The organism is Citrobacter arsenatis, from assembly GCF_004353845.1.
Taxonomy (GTDB): Bacteria; Pseudomonadota; Gammaproteobacteria; order Enterobacterales; family Enterobacteriaceae; genus Citrobacter; species Citrobacter arsenatis.
Window position 1 is genome coordinate 778,521 of the sequence record NZ_CP037864.1, and the last position, 20,454, is coordinate 798,974.

17 protein-coding genes are annotated in these 20,454 nt (G+C 53.1%); 11 read left to right on the forward strand and 6 right to left on the reverse strand.

Going from position 1 to position 20,454, the window contains the following annotated elements:
• Positions 1–41: 41 nt before the first annotated feature.
• The 5 genes from E1B03_RS04690 to caiF all read left to right on the forward strand — a co-directional run bounded on the left by E1B03_RS04690 (position 42) and on the right by caiF (position 7,523).
• The gene (locus tag E1B03_RS04690) at positions 42–1,049 is read left to right on the forward strand and encodes a LacI family DNA-binding transcriptional regulator (RefSeq protein WP_103768438.1); all 1,008 of its coding nucleotides are present in this window, start codon (positions 42–44) and stop codon (positions 1,047–1,049) included.
• A 133-nt stretch (positions 1,050–1,182) separates the two neighbouring features.
• A complete protein-coding gene (gene dapB, locus E1B03_RS04695; RefSeq protein WP_133085758.1) occupies positions 1,183–2,004 on the forward strand; it encodes a 4-hydroxy-tetrahydrodipicolinate reductase in 822 nt (273 codons plus the stop codon).
• Positions 2,005–2,460: 456 nt separating this feature from the next.
• A complete protein-coding gene (carA, locus tag E1B03_RS04700) occupies positions 2,461–3,609 on the forward strand; it encodes a glutamine-hydrolyzing carbamoyl-phosphate synthase small subunit (RefSeq protein ID WP_133085759.1) in 1,149 nt (382 codons plus the stop codon).
• A 17-nt stretch (positions 3,610–3,626) separates the two neighbouring features.
• Positions 3,627–6,854 (forward strand): carbamoyl-phosphate synthase large subunit, encoded by a 3,228-nt coding sequence (gene carB / locus E1B03_RS04705; RefSeq protein ID WP_103768436.1) that lies wholly within the window; start codon positions 3,627–3,629, stop codon positions 6,852–6,854.
• Positions 6,855–7,127: 273 nt separating this feature from the next.
• Positions 7,128–7,523: a carnitine metabolism transcriptional regulator CaiF gene (caiF, locus tag E1B03_RS04710; RefSeq protein WP_079937121.1), complete on the forward strand. Its 396-nt coding sequence runs from the start codon at positions 7,128–7,130 to the stop codon at positions 7,521–7,523.
• A 76-nt stretch (positions 7,524–7,599) separates the two neighbouring features.
• Here caiF and caiE read toward each other — a convergent pair whose 3' ends face one another.
• The 6 genes from caiE to caiT all read right to left on the reverse strand — a co-directional run bounded on the left by caiE (position 7,600) and on the right by caiT (position 14,797).
• Complete coding sequence (gene caiE / locus E1B03_RS04715; RefSeq protein WP_133085760.1) at positions 7,600–8,196, reverse strand: carnitine operon protein CaiE; 597 nt, start codon at positions 8,194–8,196, stop codon at positions 7,600–7,602.
• Between the two features lie 109 nt (positions 8,197–8,305).
• The gene (caiD, locus tag E1B03_RS04720) at positions 8,306–9,091 is read right to left on the reverse strand and encodes a crotonobetainyl-CoA hydratase (protein ID WP_003018906.1); all 786 of its coding nucleotides are present in this window, start codon (positions 9,089–9,091) and stop codon (positions 8,306–8,308) included.
• Positions 9,092–9,145: 54 nt separating this feature from the next.
• Positions 9,146–10,699, reverse strand: a complete 1,554-nt coding sequence (gene caiC, locus E1B03_RS04725; RefSeq protein ID WP_103768433.1) for a crotonobetaine/carnitine-CoA ligase — start codon at positions 10,697–10,699, stop codon at positions 9,146–9,148.
• Between the two features lie 62 nt (positions 10,700–10,761).
• The gene (gene caiB, locus E1B03_RS04730; RefSeq protein ID WP_133085761.1) at positions 10,762–11,979 is read right to left on the reverse strand and encodes an L-carnitine CoA-transferase; all 1,218 of its coding nucleotides are present in this window, start codon (positions 11,977–11,979) and stop codon (positions 10,762–10,764) included.
• Positions 11,980–12,102: 123 nt separating this feature from the next.
• Positions 12,103–13,245 carry a crotonobetainyl-CoA dehydrogenase gene (gene caiA, locus E1B03_RS04735; protein ID WP_003018898.1) on the reverse strand — a complete coding sequence of 381 codons (1,143 nt, stop codon included), beginning with the start codon at positions 13,243–13,245 and terminating at the stop codon, positions 12,103–12,105.
• A gap of 34 nt (positions 13,246–13,279) precedes the next feature.
• A complete protein-coding gene (caiT, locus tag E1B03_RS04740; RefSeq protein ID WP_103768431.1) occupies positions 13,280–14,797 on the reverse strand; it encodes an L-carnitine/gamma-butyrobetaine antiporter in 1,518 nt (505 codons plus the stop codon).
• A gap of 481 nt (positions 14,798–15,278) precedes the next feature.
• Between caiT and E1B03_RS04745 the strand changes: the two genes are divergently transcribed.
• The 6 genes from E1B03_RS04745 to E1B03_RS04770 all read left to right on the forward strand — a co-directional run bounded on the left by E1B03_RS04745 (position 15,279) and on the right by E1B03_RS04770 (position 20,441).
• Positions 15,279–16,049, forward strand: a complete 771-nt coding sequence (locus E1B03_RS04745; protein WP_133085762.1) for an electron transfer flavoprotein FixA — start codon at positions 15,279–15,281, stop codon at positions 16,047–16,049.
• Between the two features lie 15 nt (positions 16,050–16,064).
• Positions 16,065–17,006, forward strand: coding sequence for an electron transfer flavoprotein subunit alpha/FixB family protein (locus tag E1B03_RS04750; RefSeq protein ID WP_133085763.1), 942 nt, complete (start codon positions 16,065–16,067; stop codon positions 17,004–17,006).
• A 48-nt stretch (positions 17,007–17,054) separates the two neighbouring features.
• A complete protein-coding gene (locus E1B03_RS04755; protein WP_133085764.1) occupies positions 17,055–18,341 on the forward strand; it encodes an FAD-dependent oxidoreductase in 1,287 nt (428 codons plus the stop codon).
• Complete coding sequence (gene fixX, locus E1B03_RS04760) at positions 18,338–18,625, forward strand: ferredoxin-like protein FixX (RefSeq protein WP_000203736.1); 288 nt, start codon at positions 18,338–18,340, stop codon at positions 18,623–18,625. The genes E1B03_RS04755 and fixX overlap by 4 nt, the downstream gene beginning before the upstream one ends.
• 147 nt (positions 18,626–18,772) lie before the next feature.
• Positions 18,773–20,116, forward strand: coding sequence for an MFS transporter (locus E1B03_RS04765; protein ID WP_103768427.1), 1,344 nt, complete (start codon positions 18,773–18,775; stop codon positions 20,114–20,116).
• Positions 20,117–20,207: 91 nt separating this feature from the next.
• Positions 20,208–20,441, forward strand: a complete 234-nt coding sequence (locus tag E1B03_RS04770; protein WP_003018880.1) for a YgdI/YgdR family lipoprotein — start codon at positions 20,208–20,210, stop codon at positions 20,439–20,441.
• Positions 20,442–20,454 lie beyond the last annotated feature (13 nt).

Genomic DNA, 20,454 nt, shown 5'->3' on the forward strand with positions numbered 1-20,454 from the left:
TCGGTTATTCGATTAACCTTCGTATTAAATCAGGAGAAGTCATGACAACAGTCACGTTGGCGCAGGTAGCTGAGCGCGCGGGAGTCTCCACGGCAACCGTTTCAATGGTGTTGCGTAACCGGGGGCGCATTTCTCAGGCCACGCGTGACCGGGTACTCAAAGCGCTGGACGATGCAGGGTACGTTTATAACCAAACCGCCGCCAACCTGCGTAACCGGAGCAGTAATCAGGTAGGATTGTTGTTACACGATATCACCAACCCTTTTTACGGCGAGATGACGGCAGGGCTAAGCCACGAGATGGAGCGGCATGATCTGCTGCTGTTTCTGGCAAACAGCGAAGAGTCAGGAGAACGGCAGCAAAAATTTGTTGATTCGCTGATGCGCAATAATGCCTGCGGCATGGTGCTCTGCGCGGCGCGCGAAACGCCGACATCCTTCTTTGAAGCGCTGAAAAGGCGCAACATTCCCGCCATCATGGTGGTTCGTCCCCTTAGCGATCCTGATTTTGATTTTGTGGGCACCGATAACTTTCTCGGTACGCAAATGGCGACCACTCATTTAGTCAAAATGGGGCACAAGAATATTGCGTTTATTGGTGGGAGCCCAAGTTCCGGGAGCCGGGCGCAGCGTATCGGCGGATTCACCAGCACGTTGCTGGAGCATGGGATATCGCCGAATCCGCAATGGATAGTGGCTACGCAGGCCAGCCAAATTGACGGAGCAAAAGCGGCGGAGTCTCTTCTTTTGCGGTTCCCGCAAATTACCGCTGCCGTTTGCTATCAAGATATCGTGGCGCTTGGGGTCATGCAGGCATTACGTAAAATGGGGCGCGAACCTGGGCATGATTTTGCGCTGGTGGGGTTCGACGACATCACCGAAGCGGCGCTGGTACAACCTGCGCTCACCACCGTGTCGGTGGCGGCAAAAGAGATAGGTCGCAAGGCTGGAGAGCTACTTTACAGTCGCATTCAGGGAAATGACGAACCACCGAAACGTATTATTCTGCCGCCTGCGCTGGTGGTCAGAGAATCATGTGGTTTTAGCTGATCGTCATGCCTTTTACTGATATCTCTGCCTGTTTATCATTAAATTCTAATTATCGACGTTTTCGGCTGGCGGCGCAGCGTTGCGCTGGTTAATCTGAAAACGATTTACGTAAAATTAACAAAAGAGAATAGCTATGCATGATGCACAAATCCGCGTTGCCATCGCGGGAGCCGGAGGACGCATGGGGCGTCAGTTGATTCAGGCCACTCTCGGCATGGATGGTGTACAGCTCGGTGCGGCGCTAGAGCGCGAAGGTTCTTCCTTACTGGGAAGCGATGCCGGAGAGTTAGCAGGAGCCGGTAAAACGGGCGTTACCGTACAAAGCAGCCTTGAGGCGGTGAAAGATGATTTCGATGTTTTCATTGATTTTACCCGCCCGGAAGGCACGCTGGCGCATCTGGCGTTCTGCCGCCAGCACGGTAAAGGGATGGTGATTGGCACTACCGGCTTTGATGACGCAGGTAAACAGACTATTCGCGATGCCGCGCAGGAGATTGCTATCGTCTTCGCCGCGAACTTTAGCGTTGGCGTCAACGTCATGCTTAAGCTGCTGGAGAAGGCGGCGAAAGTGATGGGTGATTATACCGATATTGAGATTATTGAAGCCCACCACCGCCATAAAGTGGATGCGCCGTCAGGCACTGCGCTGGCGATGGGCGAGGCGATTGCCGGGGCGCTGGATAAAGATTTAAAAGAGTGCGCCGTCTATTCTCGTGAAGGCTACACCGGCGAGCGCGTACCGGGAACCATCGGCTTTGCCACGGTACGGGCCGGGGATATCGTCGGCGAGCATACCGCGATGTTTGCCGATATTGGCGAGCGTATTGAGATCACGCATAAAGCGTCCAGCCGCATGACCTTTGCCAATGGCGCAGTGCGATCGGCAATTTGGCTAAAATCAAAGTCAAATGGTCTTTTTGATATGAAAGATGTGCTTGATTTACGCAATTTATAACTTTTATTACCCTTCGTGATGTGGTTATTGTAATCATAATTATTTGATTACATAGGGCAATATTTTATTGCCCTTTTATTTTTTTGATTTTAAGTATGGTTTTTTATTTAAGTGCGTATTTGTCTGTGTTTTGTAGGGTGATTCTGTTATCTCAATGTAAATTTTGACCAAGTGGTCCATTTTTTTCTATCGCGCCTCCTGTTTTTACACTCTTTATCTGCCGCAAGCGTTTTCTACCCCGAGTTAGCTGATCTTTTTGCCTGTTAAATCGTGTGATTTCTCCCAGTGGCGTAAAATAATAATAAAAAATGCCCTTTTAGGTAGACTTTTACGTAGGCTATCTCTAGAATGCCGCCGTTTGCCAGAAATCCATAGGTAAGCAAATTTGCATTGATTCATGAGATGTTAATGAATTAATATGCAAATAAAGTGAGTGAATATTCTCTGGAGGGTGTTTTGATTAAGTCAGCGCTATTGGTTCTGGAAGACGGAACCCAGTTTCACGGTCGGGCCATAGGGGCAACAGGTTCGGCGGTTGGGGAAGTCGTTTTCAATACTTCAATGACCGGTTATCAAGAAATCCTCACTGATCCTTCCTATTCCCGCCAAATCGTCACTCTTACTTATCCTCATATCGGTAATGTCGGCACCAATGAAGCCGATGCAGAATCTTCTCAGGTACATGCGCAAGGTCTGGTTATCCGCGACCTGCCGCTGATTGCCAGTAACTTCCGTGATACTGAAGACCTCTCTTCTTACCTCAAGCGCCATAACATTGTGGCGATTGCCGATATCGATACCCGTAAGCTGACGCGTTTGCTGCGTGAAAAGGGCGCACAGAACGGCTGCATCATCGCGGGCGATAACCCGGATGCGGCGCTGGCACTGGAAAAAGCCAAAGCTTTCCCAGGCCTGAACGGTATGGACCTGGCGAAAGAAGTAACCACCGCGGAGCCTTATAGCTGGACGCAGGGGAGCTGGACGCTGGCCGGTGACCTGCCGGAAGCGAAATCTGCCGATGAGCTGCCGTTCCACGTTGTGGCTTACGACTTCGGCGCCAAACGTAACATTCTGCGTATGTTAGCGGACCGTGGCTGCCGCCTGACGGTTGTGCCGGCGAAAACCTCTGCAGAAGAGGTTCTGAAGATGAATCCGGATGGTATCTTCTTGTCCAACGGCCCTGGCGACCCGGCACCGTGCGACTACGCGATTACCGCGATTCAGAAATTCCTCGAAACCGATCTTCCGGTATTTGGCATTTGCCTCGGCCATCAGCTGCTGGCGCTGGCGAGCGGTGCGAAGACCATTAAGATGAAGTTTGGTCACCACGGCGGCAACCATCCGGTAAAAGATATTGATAACAACACCGTGATGATCACCGCGCAAAACCACGGATTTGCGGTTGATGAGGCTTCCATGCCTGCCAATCTGCGCGTGACCCATAAGTCACTGTTCGACGGCACCCTGCAGGGGATTCATCGTACCGACAAACCGGCGTTCAGCTTCCAGGGGCACCCTGAAGCGAGTCCGGGTCCGCACGACGCTGCACCGCTGTTCGACCACTTTATCGAGCTTATTGAGCAATACCGTCAGTCCGCGAAATAATCAGGAGTAAAAGAGCCATGCCAAAACGTACAGACATAAAAAGTATCCTGATTCTGGGCGCGGGTCCGATTGTTATCGGTCAGGCGTGTGAGTTTGACTACTCCGGCGCGCAGGCGTGTAAAGCCCTGCGTGAAGAGGGTTACCGCGTTATTCTGGTGAACTCCAACCCGGCAACCATCATGACCGACCCAGAAATGGCCGATGCCACCTACATCGAGCCGATTCACTGGGAAGTAGTACGCAAAATCATTGAGAAAGAGCGTCCGGACGCGGTGCTGCCAACCATGGGCGGTCAGACGGCGCTGAACTGTGCGCTGGAACTGGAACGTCAGGGCGTACTGGCTGAGTTCGGCGTGACCATGATTGGTGCGACGGCGGATGCCATCGATAAAGCGGAAGACCGTCGTCGCTTCGATATCGCGATGAAGAAGATTGGTCTCGACACCGCGCGTTCAGGCATCGCTCACACCATGGAAGAAGCGCTGGCGGTTGCCGCTGACGTTGGCTTCCCGTGCATTATCCGCCCTAGCTTCACCATGGGCGGCACCGGCGGCGGTATCGCCTACAACCGCGAAGAGTTCGAAGAAATCTGCGAACGCGGTCTGGACCTCTCCCCAACCAATGAGCTGCTGATTGATGAATCGCTGATTGGCTGGAAAGAGTACGAGATGGAAGTGGTGCGTGATAAAAACGACAACTGCATCATCGTCTGCTCCATCGAAAACTTCGACGCGATGGGTATCCATACCGGTGACTCCATCACCGTAGCACCGGCCCAGACGCTGACCGACAAAGAATATCAAATCATGCGTAACGCCTCGATGGCGGTACTGCGTGAAATCGGCGTGGAAACCGGCGGTTCTAACGTCCAGTTTGCGGTAAACCCGAAAAACGGCCGTCTGATTGTCATCGAGATGAACCCACGCGTATCCCGTTCTTCTGCGCTGGCATCTAAAGCCACCGGTTTCCCGATTGCGAAAGTCGCCGCCAAGCTGGCCGTAGGTTACACCCTCGACGAACTGATGAACGACATCACCGGTGGCCGTACTCCGGCGTCCTTCGAGCCGTCCATCGACTACGTTGTGACGAAAATTCCACGCTTCAACTTCGAGAAGTTTGTTGGCGCTAACGACCGTCTGACCACGCAGATGAAATCTGTCGGCGAAGTGATGGCGATTGGTCGCACCCAGCAAGAATCGCTGCAGAAAGCGCTGCGCGGTCTGGAAGTCGGCGCGACCGGCTTCGACCCGAAAGTGAGCCTCGACGATCCGGAAGCATTAACCAAAATCCGCCGCGAGCTGAAAGACGCGGGCGCTGAGCGTATCTGGTACATCGCCGATGCGTTCCGTGCTGGCCTGTCCGTCGATGGCGTGTTCAACCTGACCAACATCGACCGCTGGTTCCTGGTACAGATTGAAGAACTGGTGCGTCTGGAAGAAAAAGTCACCGACCTTGGTATCAACGGCCTCGACGCTGACTTCCTGCGCGTACTGAAGCGTAAAGGCTTCGCCGATGCGCGTCTGGCGAAACTGGCTGGCGTACGCGAAGCGGAAATCCGCAAGCTGCGTGACCAATATAACCTGCACCCGGTCTACAAGCGCGTGGATACCTGTGCGGCAGAATTTGCCACTGACACCGCTTACATGTACTCCACTTATGAAGATGAGTGTGAAGCGAATCCGTCCGTCGACCGCGATAAAATCATGGTGCTGGGCGGTGGTCCAAACCGTATCGGCCAGGGTATCGAGTTTGACTACTGCTGCGTACACGCCTCGCTGGCGCTGCGCGAAGACGGTTACGAGACCATCATGGTCAACTGTAACCCGGAAACGGTTTCTACCGATTACGACACCTCCGACCGCCTGTACTTCGAGCCGGTCACGCTGGAAGACGTCCTGGAAATCGTGCGTATCGAGAAGCCGAAAGGCGTTATCGTGCAGTACGGCGGCCAGACCCCGCTGAAGCTGGCGCGGGCGCTGGAAGCAGCAGGAGTGCCGGTTATCGGCACCAGCCCGGATGCCATCGACCGTGCGGAAGACCGCGAGCGTTTCCAGCAGGCGGTTGACCGTCTGAAGCTGAAACAACCGGCGAACGCTACCGTGACGGCTATCGAACAAGCTGTTGAGAAGGCGAAAGAGATTGGTTACCCGCTGGTGGTACGCCCGTCCTACGTACTCGGCGGCCGCGCGATGGAAATCGTCTACGACGAAGCCGACCTGCGTCGCTACTTCCAGACTGCGGTCAGCGTTTCTAACGATGCGCCGGTGCTGTTAGACCGTTTCCTTGATGATGCGGTTGAAGTGGACGTCGATGCTATCTGCGATGGCGAAATGGTGCTGATTGGCGGCATCATGGAGCACATCGAACAGGCCGGCGTGCACTCCGGTGACTCCGCATGTTCTCTGCCAGCGTACACCCTGAGCCAGGAAATTCAGGATGTGATGCGCCAGCAGGTGCAGAAACTGGCCTTCGAGCTGCAGGTTCGCGGTCTGATGAACGTTCAGTTTGCGGTGAAGAATAACGAAGTTTACCTGATTGAAGTGAACCCGCGTGCAGCGCGTACCGTTCCGTTCGTTTCCAAGGCAACAGGCGTACCGCTGGCAAAAGTTGCGGCGCGCGTGATGGCCGGGAAAACGCTGGCACAGCAGGGCGTCACCAAAGAAGTTATCCCGCCATACTACTCGGTAAAAGAAGTGGTGCTGCCGTTCAACAAATTCCCCGGCGTTGACCCGCTGTTAGGGCCAGAAATGCGCTCTACCGGTGAGGTGATGGGCGTGGGACGCACCTTCGCAGAAGCGTTCGCCAAGGCCCAGCTGGGCAGCAGTTCCACCATGAAAAAACAGGGGCGTGCGCTGCTCTCCGTTCGCGAAGGCGATAAAGAGCGTGTGGTTGACCTGGCAGCGAAACTGCTGAAGTTTGGCTTCGAGCTGGATGCGACGCACGGTACGGCGATTGTGCTGGGTGAAGCGGGTATCAATCCACGTCTGGTGAACAAGGTGCATGAAGGTCGTCCGCACATTCAGGACCGTATCAAGAATGGCGAATATACCTACATCATCAACACCACCGAAGGTCGTCAGGCGATTGAAGACTCCAAGCTGATTCGTCGCAGCGCGCTGCAGTATAAAGTGCATTATGACACTACCCTGAACGGCGGTTTCGCGACGGCGATGGCGCTGAATGCGGATGCCACCGAGAAGGTGACCTCGGTTCAGGAAATGCACGCGCAGATCAAAAAGGCATAAACAAAGGGTCCGGTGATAATTGCGCTAACCGGACCTGCAATATAATTTTGGAAGGGTTTCTGTAACGAAACCCTTTTTTTATATCTCGTAAGGTCATTCCTGGCCAAATGCGATTTCATAACCACATTTTCAATGTAATAAGCACGATATTGCTCACACAAATCAACATTCAAGTCGCATACTATCTTACATATCCACAATTTTAATATGGCTTAGTTTTTATTAATTTGGACAGGCCGTAGCCAGATTTTTAATTTGTGAAATGGTGTGCTTATGTGTGAAAAATATGTTGAAAGACCGCTTTATTTGTTAATTGCTGACTGGATGATGGCTGAGGATCGTTGGATCACCGCAAAGGAAATTTCCCGCCATTTTGATATCGAACACTGCAAAGCAATTAATACTCTCTCTTATATTTTGTCGGAAGTAGGGGAAATTGTTTGTGAAGTTAAGATGATCCCTAATCAGATCGCAGGCCGTGGCTGTCAGTGCCAGCGTCTGGTAAAAGTCATCAGCATTGATTCTCATCTCTACCGCCGATTGAATCACAATTTGCAGGAAAAAAAGGTGAGCGTGGCGAAAACGCCGCGACTGTCAGCGGTTCCCCCAACAGAGCTTAACCGTGAGCAGAAATGGCAGATGATGCTCTCCAAGAGTATGCGTCGCTAATTGTCAGTTTGCCTGATGGCAGCATTAACGGTGATTGACGCGTAGGCCGGATAAGCATGAGCGCATCCGGCATCAATTACTGTGCTGATTTGGGCTTCACGTCCGTCGTGCCTTTCAGGCGCGGTCGGTTCTCTTCAAGCTGGGTTAAAGGCTGCGTTTCGTGTAGACCTGTCTGGCAGCGGGTTGCAAGGTCCTGATACTCTTTAGTGTTTAGTTGTTTCCAGTGCAGTTCCTGGTCCGTGACTTCACGCAGTATGCGGGCCGGTGAGCCAACCAGCATCTGCCTTGCCTCCCCCTGAAATCTGGCTTTGACAAAGCTCATGGCGGCGACGATGCTCTCTTCGCCGATTACTGCGCCGTCCATAATGACGCTGTTCATGCCAATCAGCGCATCTCTGCCCACCACGCAACCGTGCAGGATCGCACCATGGCCGATGTGCCCATTTTCATGCACGATGGTATCGGTGTCGCAGTAGCCGTGCATGATGCAGCCATCCTGCAGATTAGCTCCTGCTTCCAGGATCAGGCGACCATAGTCACCGCGCAATGACGCGTGCGGACCAATATAGACTCCGGCTCCCACAATGACATCGCCAATCAGCACGGCGCTGGGATGGACATAGGCATCCGGATGTACCACCGGAATCAGGCCCTCAAAGGCGTAGTAGCTCATGGTTTTATCTCGGTTTTATTGCCGGATAATGGCGTAAACACCTTATCCGGCCAACGGTTGTGCATGTGTTGTAGGCCGGATAAGCGAAGTGCCATCCGGCATAGTCACACTAGCGGCCTTTCCACACCGGATCGCGTTTTTCGGCAAACGCCTGCGGCCCTTCGAGCGCATCTTCCGAGTGCAGCACCGACGGATAGTGCTTCAGCACGCCGCTGCGGATGTAACGGTAGCCTTCTTCAACCGGCATTTCGCTGGTCGCACGGTAAATCTCTTTCAGTGCGGCGATTGCCAGCGGGGCGCTATTCACCAACTGCTGTGCCAGTTCGCGTGCGCTATCCATCAGTTCGCTCTGGCTGACAACGCGGTTGACGATGCCCCAACGCAGCGCTTCTTCGGCGCTCATTCGCCTGCCGGTCATCACCATTTCGTTGACGATTGCCGGTGGCAGCAGTTTCGGCAGACGCAGTACGCCGCCGCTGTCAGGCACGATCCCGAGCTTGGCTTCCGGTAGCGCGAAGCTGGCGTTTTCCGCACAGACGATAAAATCCGCCGCCAGCGCCAGCTCAAAACCACCGCCAAATGCGTAGCCGTTTACCGCGGCGATGACAGGCTTATTGAGGTCGAAAATTTCGGTTAAACCGGCGAAGCCGCCTGGGCCAAAATCGGCATCCGGTGCTTCACCTTCAGCCGCTGCTTTTAAGTCCCAGCCTGCAGAAAAGAATTTCTCACCGCCGCCGGTGATAATCGCTACGCGTAATTCCGGGTCGTCACGAAAATTAAGAAAGGCTTCACCCATGGCAAAGCTGGTTTTCGCGTCAATGGCATTGGCTTTTGGCCGATCGAGGGTAATTTCCAGGATCGGGCCGTTACGGGTCAGATGTAATGATTCACTCATAGTTCATCTCCAGATAAATAGATTTTCTGGCAGGAGGAATTCCGGCCAGAAGGGTTATTTCAGATTTTTTTTGATTATTTTTCCTGAACAATTGCGCGGCAGGTCGGTTCTTATCTCCATAAAAGAGGGAACCTTGAATTTCGCCATATTGTTTTCGCAGAAGCTGAAGAACTCGTCTTCGCTTAAGGTTTCACCTTCATTAAGGACAATAAATGCTTTAATGGCTTCATCACGGATAGAATCTTTAATACCGACAACCACAATGTCCTGGATTTTTGGATGCGCAGAAATAATATTTTCCAGCTCGACGCAGGAGACATTTTCCCCGCCGCGTTTAATCATATTGCAACGCCTGTCGACGAAATAAAAAAAACCGTCCGCATCCTGGTAACCCGAATCACCGGTATGTAACCAGCCCTCAGGCTCCAGCGCTTTGGCGGTAGCCTCCGGCTGGGCGTAGTACTCTTTGAAGATTGTTTTGCCTGGCACGCCTTTAATGCAGATTTCGCCAATTTCCCCAGCGGGCAGGGGACGGTTGTGATCGTCGCGGATTTCCGCTTCATAGCTAAAACCTACGCGACCAATAGAAGGCCAGCGCCGTTTGTCTCCGGGGCGGTCGCCAATAATACCGACGATGGTTTCGGTCATGCCGTAGGAGGTCAGCAGCCTGACGCCAAAGCGTTCGGTGAAGGCGTCTTTTTCCTGCGCGGACAAATTGAGATAGAACATCACTTCGCGCAGGCGATGCTGTCTGTCGGTGGGCGCGGCAGGTTGGACCATCAGCGTTCTGATCATCATCGGAATGCATTCGGTAACCGTCGCCTGATATCTACGCACCTGATCCCAGAACGCCCTGGCGCTGTACTTCTCCAGCAACACAAAGGTGCTGCCTGCGGAGAATGCCGCCATGGCCGCCGTACACTGGCAGTCGATATGAAACGCAGGCATTACCGTCATGTAGACGTCATCATCGCGCAGGGCGATTTGCCAGGCGGTGTAGTAGCCCGCAAAACGCAGGTTGTAGTGGGTAATCACCACCCCTTTAGGCCGTGAGGTGGTGCCTGAGGTAAACAGAATTTCCGCCGTATCGTCAGTGGATAACGCGGGCGTATAGCACAGCGTGGTCGACTGACGGGCCTGCAGTTGGGTAAAGTGGCTCACGCCGTCGTCTGCCGGAAGCTGTTCGCCAATCAAACAGATATGATTCAGCGGGGTGGTATTTTCCAGCCGTATCTGGCGGTACATAGGATAAAACTGGGCGCTGGTGACCAGCATGCTTACCTGGCTGTTTTGCAGGATCCAGGCGCTTTCTTCGCCCAGTAAGCGGGCATTAATCGGCACCATAATGGCGCCAATTTTTGCCAGCCCAAACCAGCAAAAGATGAATTCCGGACAGTTATCCAGATGCAATGCAACCTTGTCGCCCTTGCGGATCCCTAAGGAATGGAAAAGGTTCGCCGTGCGGTTAATCTCTTCATTGAGCGAGGCATAGCTAAACTGCCGAACGATTCCTTCGCAGGATTCGAAAATTAACGCCGTTTTATCTCCGTACACCCCGGCCAGGTCGTCCCACATCTGACGTAAGTTTTGTCCGCCAACGATATCCATATTGCTTTATCCACTGAAATCAGGCGTGAGCGCCAACCCACGAGCGGGTCAGCGCGTCGCGTTTATTCCTCAACTCTGGCCAGGCCTTTGCCGACCAGCTCGTTTATGTCTGCTTCGCTATAACCGATGTTTTTCAGAATGGCGGCGGTATCCATGCCGTGTGATGGCATGCCACGCCAGATTTTCCCCGGGTTGTTTTTAAACTTCGGCATGATGTTCGGCCCTTTGCAGGTGCGACCGTCCATTGTCTGCCACTGAGTAATGGATTCACGGGCAACGTACTGCGGGTTGCCTTCCAGTTCCGGAATGGTTAACACCTTCGCGCAGGCGATGTTCAGCTCAGCAAAGCGCGCCTGGACTTCGGCGATGGTATGCGCTGCCAGCCAGGCGTCCAGTTTCTCTTCCACGAGCGGGCCGTAAGGGCATTCCACGCGATGGATAAGCTGGGTGCCTTCCGGAACTTCCGGTGTGCCAAGAATGTGGGCGAGGCCAATATCCTTGAAGCACTCGTTGATTTGCGTGATGCCGACCAGCTCCATGACGATATAGCCATCAGCGCATTTATACAGGCCGCAGCCAGCGTAATACGGGTCTTTGCCTTTGGTCATGCGTGGGCAAATTTCGCCGCCGTTGAAGTAATCCATCATGAAGTACTGCCCCATGCGCAGCATTACTTCGTACATGGCGATATCAATGCTTTCACCTTTACCCGTTTCGCGCACTTTGTGCAGGGCCGCCAGCGCTGCTGTTGTAGCGGTCATCCCGGAGAAGTAATCGGCGGTGTAGGGGAAGGCGGGCATTGGCTGATCAACGTCGCCGTTTTGGATCAGATAACCGCTGAACGCCTGCGCGATGGTGTTATACGCAGGAAGATTGGTGTACTCCTCGGTACCATACTGGCCAAAGCCGGAAAGGTGGGCGATAACCAGCTTCGGGTTATGTTCCCACAGCACTTCATCGGTAATACCACGTCGGGCAAAGGCCGGGCCTTTACTGGCTTCAATGAAAATATCGGTGGTTTCCATGAGCTTCAGAAACGCTTCCCGGCCTTCATCTTTGAAAATATTCAGCGACAGGGCGTGCAGGTTACGGCGTGAGAGCTGCGGATAGTTAGGCTGTACGCGGATGGTGTCCGCCCACGCGACGTTTTCAATCCAGATAACCTCAGCGCCCCATTCGGCAAACATCTGTCCGGCGAACGGACCGGCAATTTCAATCCCTGAAAAAACGACGCGTACCCCAGCAAGTGGGCCAAAGGACGGCATGGGCAAATGATTCATAATTTTTCTCCTGGCATTTATGGGTGTCCTTGTAGGCCGGATAAGGCGCTCGCGCCGCCATCCGGCATTGATTGCCTGATGGCGACGCTAAAGCGTCTTATCAGGCCTACAGGTTGCGTCGTTCTAGCGGTATTGCTTAAGTACCGCACGACCCAACGTCAGGATCTGCATTTCGTCAGAACCACCAGAAACACGGTCAACGCGCAGGTCGCGCCAGAAGCGCGTGATGCGATGGTTGCCCGCGATACCAACTCCGCCCAGCACCTGCATGGCGGTATCGACCACTTCAAACGCGGCGTTGGCGCAGAAGTATTTGCACATTGCCGCGTCGCCCGAAGTAATGGTGCCGTTATCCGCTTTCCATGCGGCTTCCAGCAGCATGTTTTTCATGGAATTCAGTTTGATCGCCATGTGCGCAAACTTCTCCTGAATCAGTTGGAAACGGCCGATCGTTTCGCCAAACTGCACGCGCTGATTGGCGTAGCGCGCCGCATCTTCAAAAGCGCACATTGCCGTACCGTAGTTGGTCAGCGCGACGAGGAAGCGTTCATGGTCAAACTCTTCTTTTACGCGGTTGAAACCATTACCTTCCCGACCGAACATGTCTTTCTCGTCCAGTTCAACGTCGTCAAAGGTGATTTCACAGCAGCTATCCATGCGCAGACCGAGTTTCTCCAGCTTGTTGACCTTGATACCCGCTTTGCTCATGTCAACGAACCACTCGGTGTAAACAGGTTTATCCGGCGATGCACCATCTCTCGCCATCACCACGATGTACGGGGTATAGGCGCTGCTGGTGATAAAGCACTTACTGCCATTAAGATAAACCTTACCATTTTTGCGTGTATAAGTGGTTTTCAGGCTGCCAACATCCGATCCCGCTCCCGGTTCGGTGATGGCAGAGTTCCACATCTGCTTACCGGTGCCCTGGAATGCCATAATTTTGTCAATCTGCTCCTGGGTCCCTTCACGCAGGAACGTGTTAAAACCGCCCGGCAATTGGTACAACACGTAAGTCGGTGCACCAAGACGACCCAGTTCCATCCAGACAGCGGCGACGGTGACAAAACCCGCTTCCAGTCCACCGTGTTCTTCCGGAATCAACAGGCTATCGATGCCCATATCCGCCAGCGCTTTTACAAAGCGCTCAGGGTAGACGCTGTCGCGATCGCACTCGGCAAAATAAGCTTCCCAGTTCTCACTGGCCATCAGTTCACGAATACCGGCGACAAACAGTTCCTGCTCGTCATTTAAGTTGAAATCCATCTTTCAGCCTCTTGATCAATTGGGTTAATTAGAATTACTTGTCTTTCCAGTGCACTTTGGCGTCTTTAATAAAGGACAGCGTCACCATGATGTTGACGAAGAACAGCGGACATCCTCCGGCGATAATCGCGGTCTGTATCGGCTTCAGCCCGCCCAGTGCCAGCAGAACGATACCGATGATGCCGACCAGAACGGACCAGCCGATACGCACTAACAGCGGCGGTTCTTCACCATCGCGAACTTCGCGACAGGTGGACATCGCCAGGGTGTAAGAGCAGGCGTTAATCAGCGTTACGGTGGCTATAAAGCAGAGGATGAAGAAGCCCCATATGGTGGCGGTGCTGAGCGGTAAAGCAGCCCAGGTTTCGATAATGGCGCGCGCCACGCCATGTTGTTCAATCAACTGCGGGATGTTGAGAATGTTTTTATCCATCAGCAGCAGCGTGTTGCTGCCAAGGACGGTCCACAGGATCCAGGTGGAAGCGGTCAGGCCCAGCACCATTCCGAAGCACAGTTCACGTACGGTACGACCGCGAGAAATACGCGCCAGGAAGATACTCATCTGGATGGCGTAGATGACCCACCACGCCCAGTAGAAGACGGTCCAGCCCTGCGGGAAACCGCCTTTGCCGATGGCATCGGTGTAGAACAGCATGCGCGGCAGATACATCAGCAGCATGCCTACCGAGTCGGTGAAGTAGTTCATGATGAAGCTGGCGCCGCTGACGATAAACACCCAGCCCAGCATCAGGAAGCTCAGGTAGCTACGCACGTCGCTGGCGATCTTGACCCCTTTTTGCAGACCGCAGGCCACGCAAATGGCGTTCAATATGATCCAGCAGGTAATGATGATGGCGTCGAGTTGCAGCGTGTGCGGAATACCGAACAGATACTGCATACACTCGGTTACCAGTGGGGTAGCCAGACCGAGGCTGGTACCCATCGCGAAAATCAGCGCCACCAGATAGAAGTTATCGACGATGGTACCGAACAACCCTTTCGCATGCTTTTCGCCCACTAGCGGTACCAGCGTGGAGCTGGGGCGGATGACGTCCATTTTGCGAACAAAGAAGAAGTAGGCGAAGGCCACAGAAAGGAAGCTATAGGTTGCCCACGGCAGCGGTCCCCAGTGGAACAGGCTGTATGCCAGACCCAGCTCCTTCGCGCCCGTGGAGTTAGGGGCGAGCGCAAACGGCGGGGTGGAGATGTAGTAGTAAATCTCGATGGAACCCCAGAACAGTACCGCGGCGGATGTACAGGAAGCGAACATCATAAAAATCCAGCTGGCGGTACTAAACTCGGGTTTTTCGTCACCTAATTTCTTTTTCGAATACGGGCCAAAGACCAACCAGAACCAGCCGAAAAGCATGACGACCATATACCATTCAAATGCCCAACCCCAGACGTTGGTGACATAACTGAATACCGCATTAATAACTACGTTAGCCGCATCCAGATCTCTTACTGTTAGCCAACAAAGTATTCCGACTATTATTAATGGCGGAAAAAAAACCTTCGGTTCAATTCCCGATTTTCTCTTTTCATTTTTCATAAGTGAATTCCAGTGTGAAAACGAAATTTATTTAGCGTACCCGTGCATGATCGTTTGTTTATTTATTATTAATGATTTGTTGATAACTTTTTAACCTCTGGGAGCGCCTCAGTGAGTAACTCATAATGGGTATTCATTTCCGGTGATTCTGTTATCTGTATCACACTTTTTTATGCTGGTTATTTTGCGGGTAATTTCGGTTTTTTATTTTATTAATCATATTGTTAGTGTTGGTTTTTTAACTTTTTTAAGTGACTGACGTTCAATATTGTTGAGCCAGCAAACAATATTGAAAATTTTCCTGTTTGACATGTTTCTTTCAATATTGGTGAGGCATGTAACACTATTGAAAGTTACGAATTTCAATGTGTGACATTTTCAATATTGGTGATTAATGTTTTATTTCCGAATTAAAGAGCGTGATATCTGTATTTAACACCGCCGATATAAATACGTTTCCTTCATGATTTCTGGAGATGCAATGAAGATAATTACTTGCTACAAATGCGTACCTGATGAACAGGATATTGCGATTAATAATGCTGATGGTTCACTCGATTTCAGTAAAGCGGATGGCAAAATCAGCCAATATGATCTGAATGCGATCGAAGCCGCTTGTCAGTTGAAACAGCTGTTGGGAGACGCTCAGGTTGTCGCCATGAGCGTTGGTGGCAAAGCGCTGACCAATGCAAAAGGGCGAAAAGATGTACTCTCCCGTGGCCCGGATGAACTGATTGTTGTTATCGACGATCAATTCGAGCAGGCGCTGCCGCAACAAACAGCCAGTGCGTTGGCTGCTGCGGCGCAAAAATCAGGTTTCGATCTGCTTATTTGCGGTGACGGTTCTTCCGATCTTTATGCTCAGCAGGTTGGTCTGCTGGTGGGCGAAGCGCTGAATATTCCGGCGGTTAACGGCGTGAGTAAAATCCTCTCTCTTACCGACAGTACCGTGACGGTAGAGCGTGAACTGGAAGATGAAGTCGAAACGCTGAGCATCCCGCTCCCGGCGGCGATTGCGGTTTCAACGGACATCAACACCCCACAAATCCCTTCCATGAAAGCCATTCTTGGCGCGGCGAAAAAACCGGTTCAGGTCTGGTCGCCTGCAGACATTGGGCTGAATAGCGCACAGGCGTATTCCCAACAACAGGTTGCTGCGCCGAAGCAGCGCGAGCGTCAGCGCGTTGTGATTGAAGGTGACGGTGAAGAACAGATTGCCGCGTTTGTCGAGAATCTTCGCAAAATCATTTAATTATCAGGGGATGTTATGAACAAATTTTCCAGTATCTGGGTATTCAGCGATACCCCTTCTCGTCTGCCGGAACTGATGAATGGTGCGCAGGCTTTAGGTGAAAAAGTTAATACGTTTGTGCTCAGCGATGAGGATGGCGCGGTGGCATGCCATTTAGGTGCGGATCATGTCTGGCTGCTCAGCGGTAAGCCTGAAGACCGTATGGTCGAAGACTACGCCGACGTGATGGCTGAGACTATTCGTCAGCACAGCGAGGGCGGTGCGGTACTGCTGCCGAATACGCGTCGGGGCAAGCTGTTGGCGGCAAAGCTGGGCTTTCGCTTGTCGGCTGCGGTCTCCAACGATGCCAGCGCAGTCGCGGTGGAGGACGGAAAAGCAGCGGTCAAACATATGGTCTACGGCGGCCTGGCTATGGGGGCAGAAACAATCGCTTCGCCGTTTGCCGTGATCACGCTCAGCAGCGGAACATTTGACGCGCAGCAACCGGATACCGCCCGCAGCGGCGAGGTGCATACCGTCCAGTGGCAGGCTCCGGCTATTGCCGTGACCCGCACGGCTACTCAGGCGCGTCAGAGCAATAGCGTTGATCTCGACAAAGCCCGCCTGGTGGTCAGCGTGGGACGCGGTATCGGCAGTAAAGAAAATATCTCTCTGGCCGAAGCGCTGTGCCAAACGATTGGCGCTGAACTTGCCTGTTCCCGCCCGGTGGCAGAAAACGAGAAATGGATGGAGCACGAGCGCTACGTCGGCATCTCCAACCTGATGCTTAAGCCTGAACTGTATCTGGCCGTGGGGATCTCCGGGCAGATCCAACATATGGTCGGCGCCAACGGCGCGCAGACGATTTTCGCCATCAACAAAGACAAAAATGCGCCGATTTTCCAGTATGCGGATTATGGCATTGTTGGCGATGCGCTGAAGATCCTGCCTGCGCTGACGGCTGCCTTAGCGCGTTAAACCATTCGGGCAGGATGCGAAGGTATCCTGCCGCTGACAGGAGTACGTATGTCCGAAGATATCTTTGATGCCATCATCGTGGGTGCAGGTCTGGCTGGTTCGGTTGCGGCGCTGGTGCTGGCTCGGGAAGGTGCACAGGTGCTGGTTATCGAGCGCGGCAATTCTGCTGGCGCGAAGAATGTCACCGGTGGGCGCATGTATGCGCATAGCCTGGAGCGCATCATTCCCGGTTTTGCTGAGCACGCCCCCATTGAACGCATCATCACCCACGAAAAACTCGCCTTTATGACCGACAAAGGGGCGATGACCATCGACTATTGCAATGGTGAAGAGGCCGCATCGTCGCAGGTTTCTTATTCCGTCTTACGCAGCAAATTTGATGCCTGGCTGATGGAACAGGCCGAAGAGGCAGGCGCTCAGCTTATCACTGGTATTCGCGTGGATAACGTAGTGCAACGTGAGGGTAAAGTCGTGGGTGTGGAAGCCGACGGCGATATTCTGGAAGCCAAAGTGGTGATCCTCGCCGACGGGGTGAATTCTCTGCTGGCAGAAAAGCTGGGCATGGCAAAGCGCGTTGAGGCATCGCATGTTGCCGTTGGTGTAAAAGAGCTGATCGAATTGCCAAAATCGGTGATTGAAGATCGTTTCCAGTTACAGGGGAATGAAGGCGCAGCCTGCCTGTTTGCCGGTTCGCCAACCGATGGATTGATGGGCGGTGGTTTTCTCTATACGAATGAAACGACCCTTTCTCTGGGGCTGGTCTGCGGCCTTCATCATCTGAAAGACGCGAAAAAATCGGTCCCGCAAATGCTGGAAGATTTCAAACAGCATCCTGCGGTAGCCCCGCTGATCGCTGGTGGCAAGCTGGTGGAATATGCCGCGCACGTTGTTCCGGAGGCCGGTATCAATATGCAGCCAGAACTGGTGGGTGACGGTGTTCTGATCGCCGGGGATGCTGCCGGAATGTGTATGAACCTCGGCTTTACTATCCGCGGTATGGATCTCGCCATATCCGCAGGCGAAGCGGCGGCGAAAACGGTGCTTTCCGCGATGAAGCGGGACGACTTTAGCAAGCAGTCGCTGGGCGAATACCGTCAGCATCTCGACGATGGTCCGATGCGCGATATGCGCATGTATCAGAAGCTTCCTGCTTTCCTTGATAACCCACGCATGTTTACCGCCTATCCTGAAATGGCGGTCAGTATTGCGCGCGACCTTTTCACCGTGGATGGTTCCGCTCCGGTGCCAATGCGCAAAAAAATCCTGCGCCATGCGAAGAAAGTGGGCTTCATCAACCTGATGAAAGATGGCCTGAAAGGAGTGACCGTATTATGACATCTCCCGTCAATGTGGACGTCAAACTGGGCGTCAATAAGTTCAATGTGGATGAAGACAGCCCGCATATCATTCTCAAAACCGATCCTGATAAACAGGCGCTGGAAGTGCTGATTAAAGCTTGTCCGGCAGGGCTGTATAAAAAGCAGGACGACGGCAGCGTTCGTTTTGATTACGCCGGATGCCTGGAGTGCGGAACGTGCCGCATTCTCGGACTTGATACCGCGTTGGAAAAATGGGAATACCCGCGTGGAACGTTTGGCGTGGAGTTCCGCTACGGCTAATAAGTACGAGGTTGTGCACCCGTAGGCCGGATAAGACGCGCTAGCGTCGCCATCCGGCAATCATGTGGCGCCAATGCCGGATGACGGCGTAAACGCCTTATCCGGCCTACAGATGACGCTTTGCCCGTATTGAAACAGGAAGTCGCTATGCAGCAGCCCAGGAACTTTGATGACATCAAATTTACCTCTATTCACCGCCGGATAATGCTGTGGGGAAGCGGTGGGCCGTTTCTGGATGGTTATGTGCTGGTGATGATTGGCGTGGCGCTGGAACAGCTCACGCCTGCATTGAAGCTGGATGCCGAGTGGATTGGTCTGCTGGGTGCCGGTACGCTCGCAGGTCTGTTTGTGGGGACGTCGCTGTTTGGCTACATTTCCGATAAGGTCGGGCGGCGCAAAATGTTCATCATCGATATTATCGCCATTGGCGTGATATCGGCGGCAACCATGTTTGTCTCCTCGCCCGTTGAGCTGTTGGTGATGCGCGTGCTAATCGGCATTGTGATTGGCGCCGATTACCCGATCGCTACCTCGATGATTACCGAGTTCTCTAATACCCGCCAGCGCGCTTTCTCCATCGGTTTTATCGCCGCGATGTGGTATGTCGGCGCTACCTGTGCCGATCTGGTCGGTTACTGGTTGTATGATGTTGAGGGCGGATGGCGCTGGATGTTGGGCAGTGCGGTGATCCCCTGCATTTTGATCCTGATTGGGCGTTTCGATCTGCCTGAATCGCCGCGCTGGCTGCTGCGTAAAGGTCGGGTGAAAGAGTGCGAGGAAATGATGATCAAACTGTTCGGCGAACCGGTGGTGTTCGACGAAGAAGCGCCGCAGGAGACGCGCTTCCTGCAGCTGTTTAATCGCCGTCATTTCCCGTTTGTCTTGTTTGTCGCCGCTATCTGGACCTGCCAGGTGATCCCGATGTTCGCCATTTATACCTTTGGTCCACAGATTGTTGGGCTGCTGGGGCTTGGTGCCGGGAAAAGCGCCGCGTTGGGCAATGTGGTGATAAGTCTGTGCTTTATGCTGGGGTGTATTCCACCCATGTTCTGGCTCAATAGCGCGGGCCGCCGACCGCTGTTGATTGGCAGCTTTATTATGATGACGCTGGCGCTGGCCGTGCTGGGGTTAATCCCTGATATGGGGGCGTGGCTGGTGGTGCTGGCGTTTGCCGTATACGCGTTTTTCTCGGGGGGGCCGGGAAACCTGCAGTGGCTGTACCCTAATGAACTGTTCCCCACTGATATCCGCGCGTCTGCCGTCGGGGTGATCATGTCGTTAAGTCGCATCGGCACCATTGTTTCAACCTGGGCGCTACCGGTGTTTATCACTAAATACGGCATCAGCAATGTCATGCTGATGGGCGCAGGAATTTCGCTGATTGGTCTGCTGGTGTCTATCGCTTTCGCCCCGGAAACGCGGGGGCTGACGCTGGCGCAAACCAGTCAAATGACGATTCGCAGTAAGCCGGTTACCAGAACAGGCTATTAGGAGTGTTCTGTATTTTCCCTGCAACTCAGTTAGTTAGCCTACAGTTAACTGGGTATATCACTGAAAACAACTGAAAAGCAGGGAGAACACCATGCAAAAACATATCCTGATCACTTCTATTTTTACCGCAGCAGCACTGTTTACCGTAGCCGGTTGCTCCTCAAACCAGGCGGTTAAAACCACCGATGGCAAAACAATCGTCACTGACGGCAAACCGCAAGTTGATGATGATACCGGCCTGGTGTCGTACAAAAATGCCCAGACGGGTAAGACGGAACAGATTAACCGCGATCAGGTTAAAGATATGAGTGAACTGGATAACTAGTTCAGTATTCTCC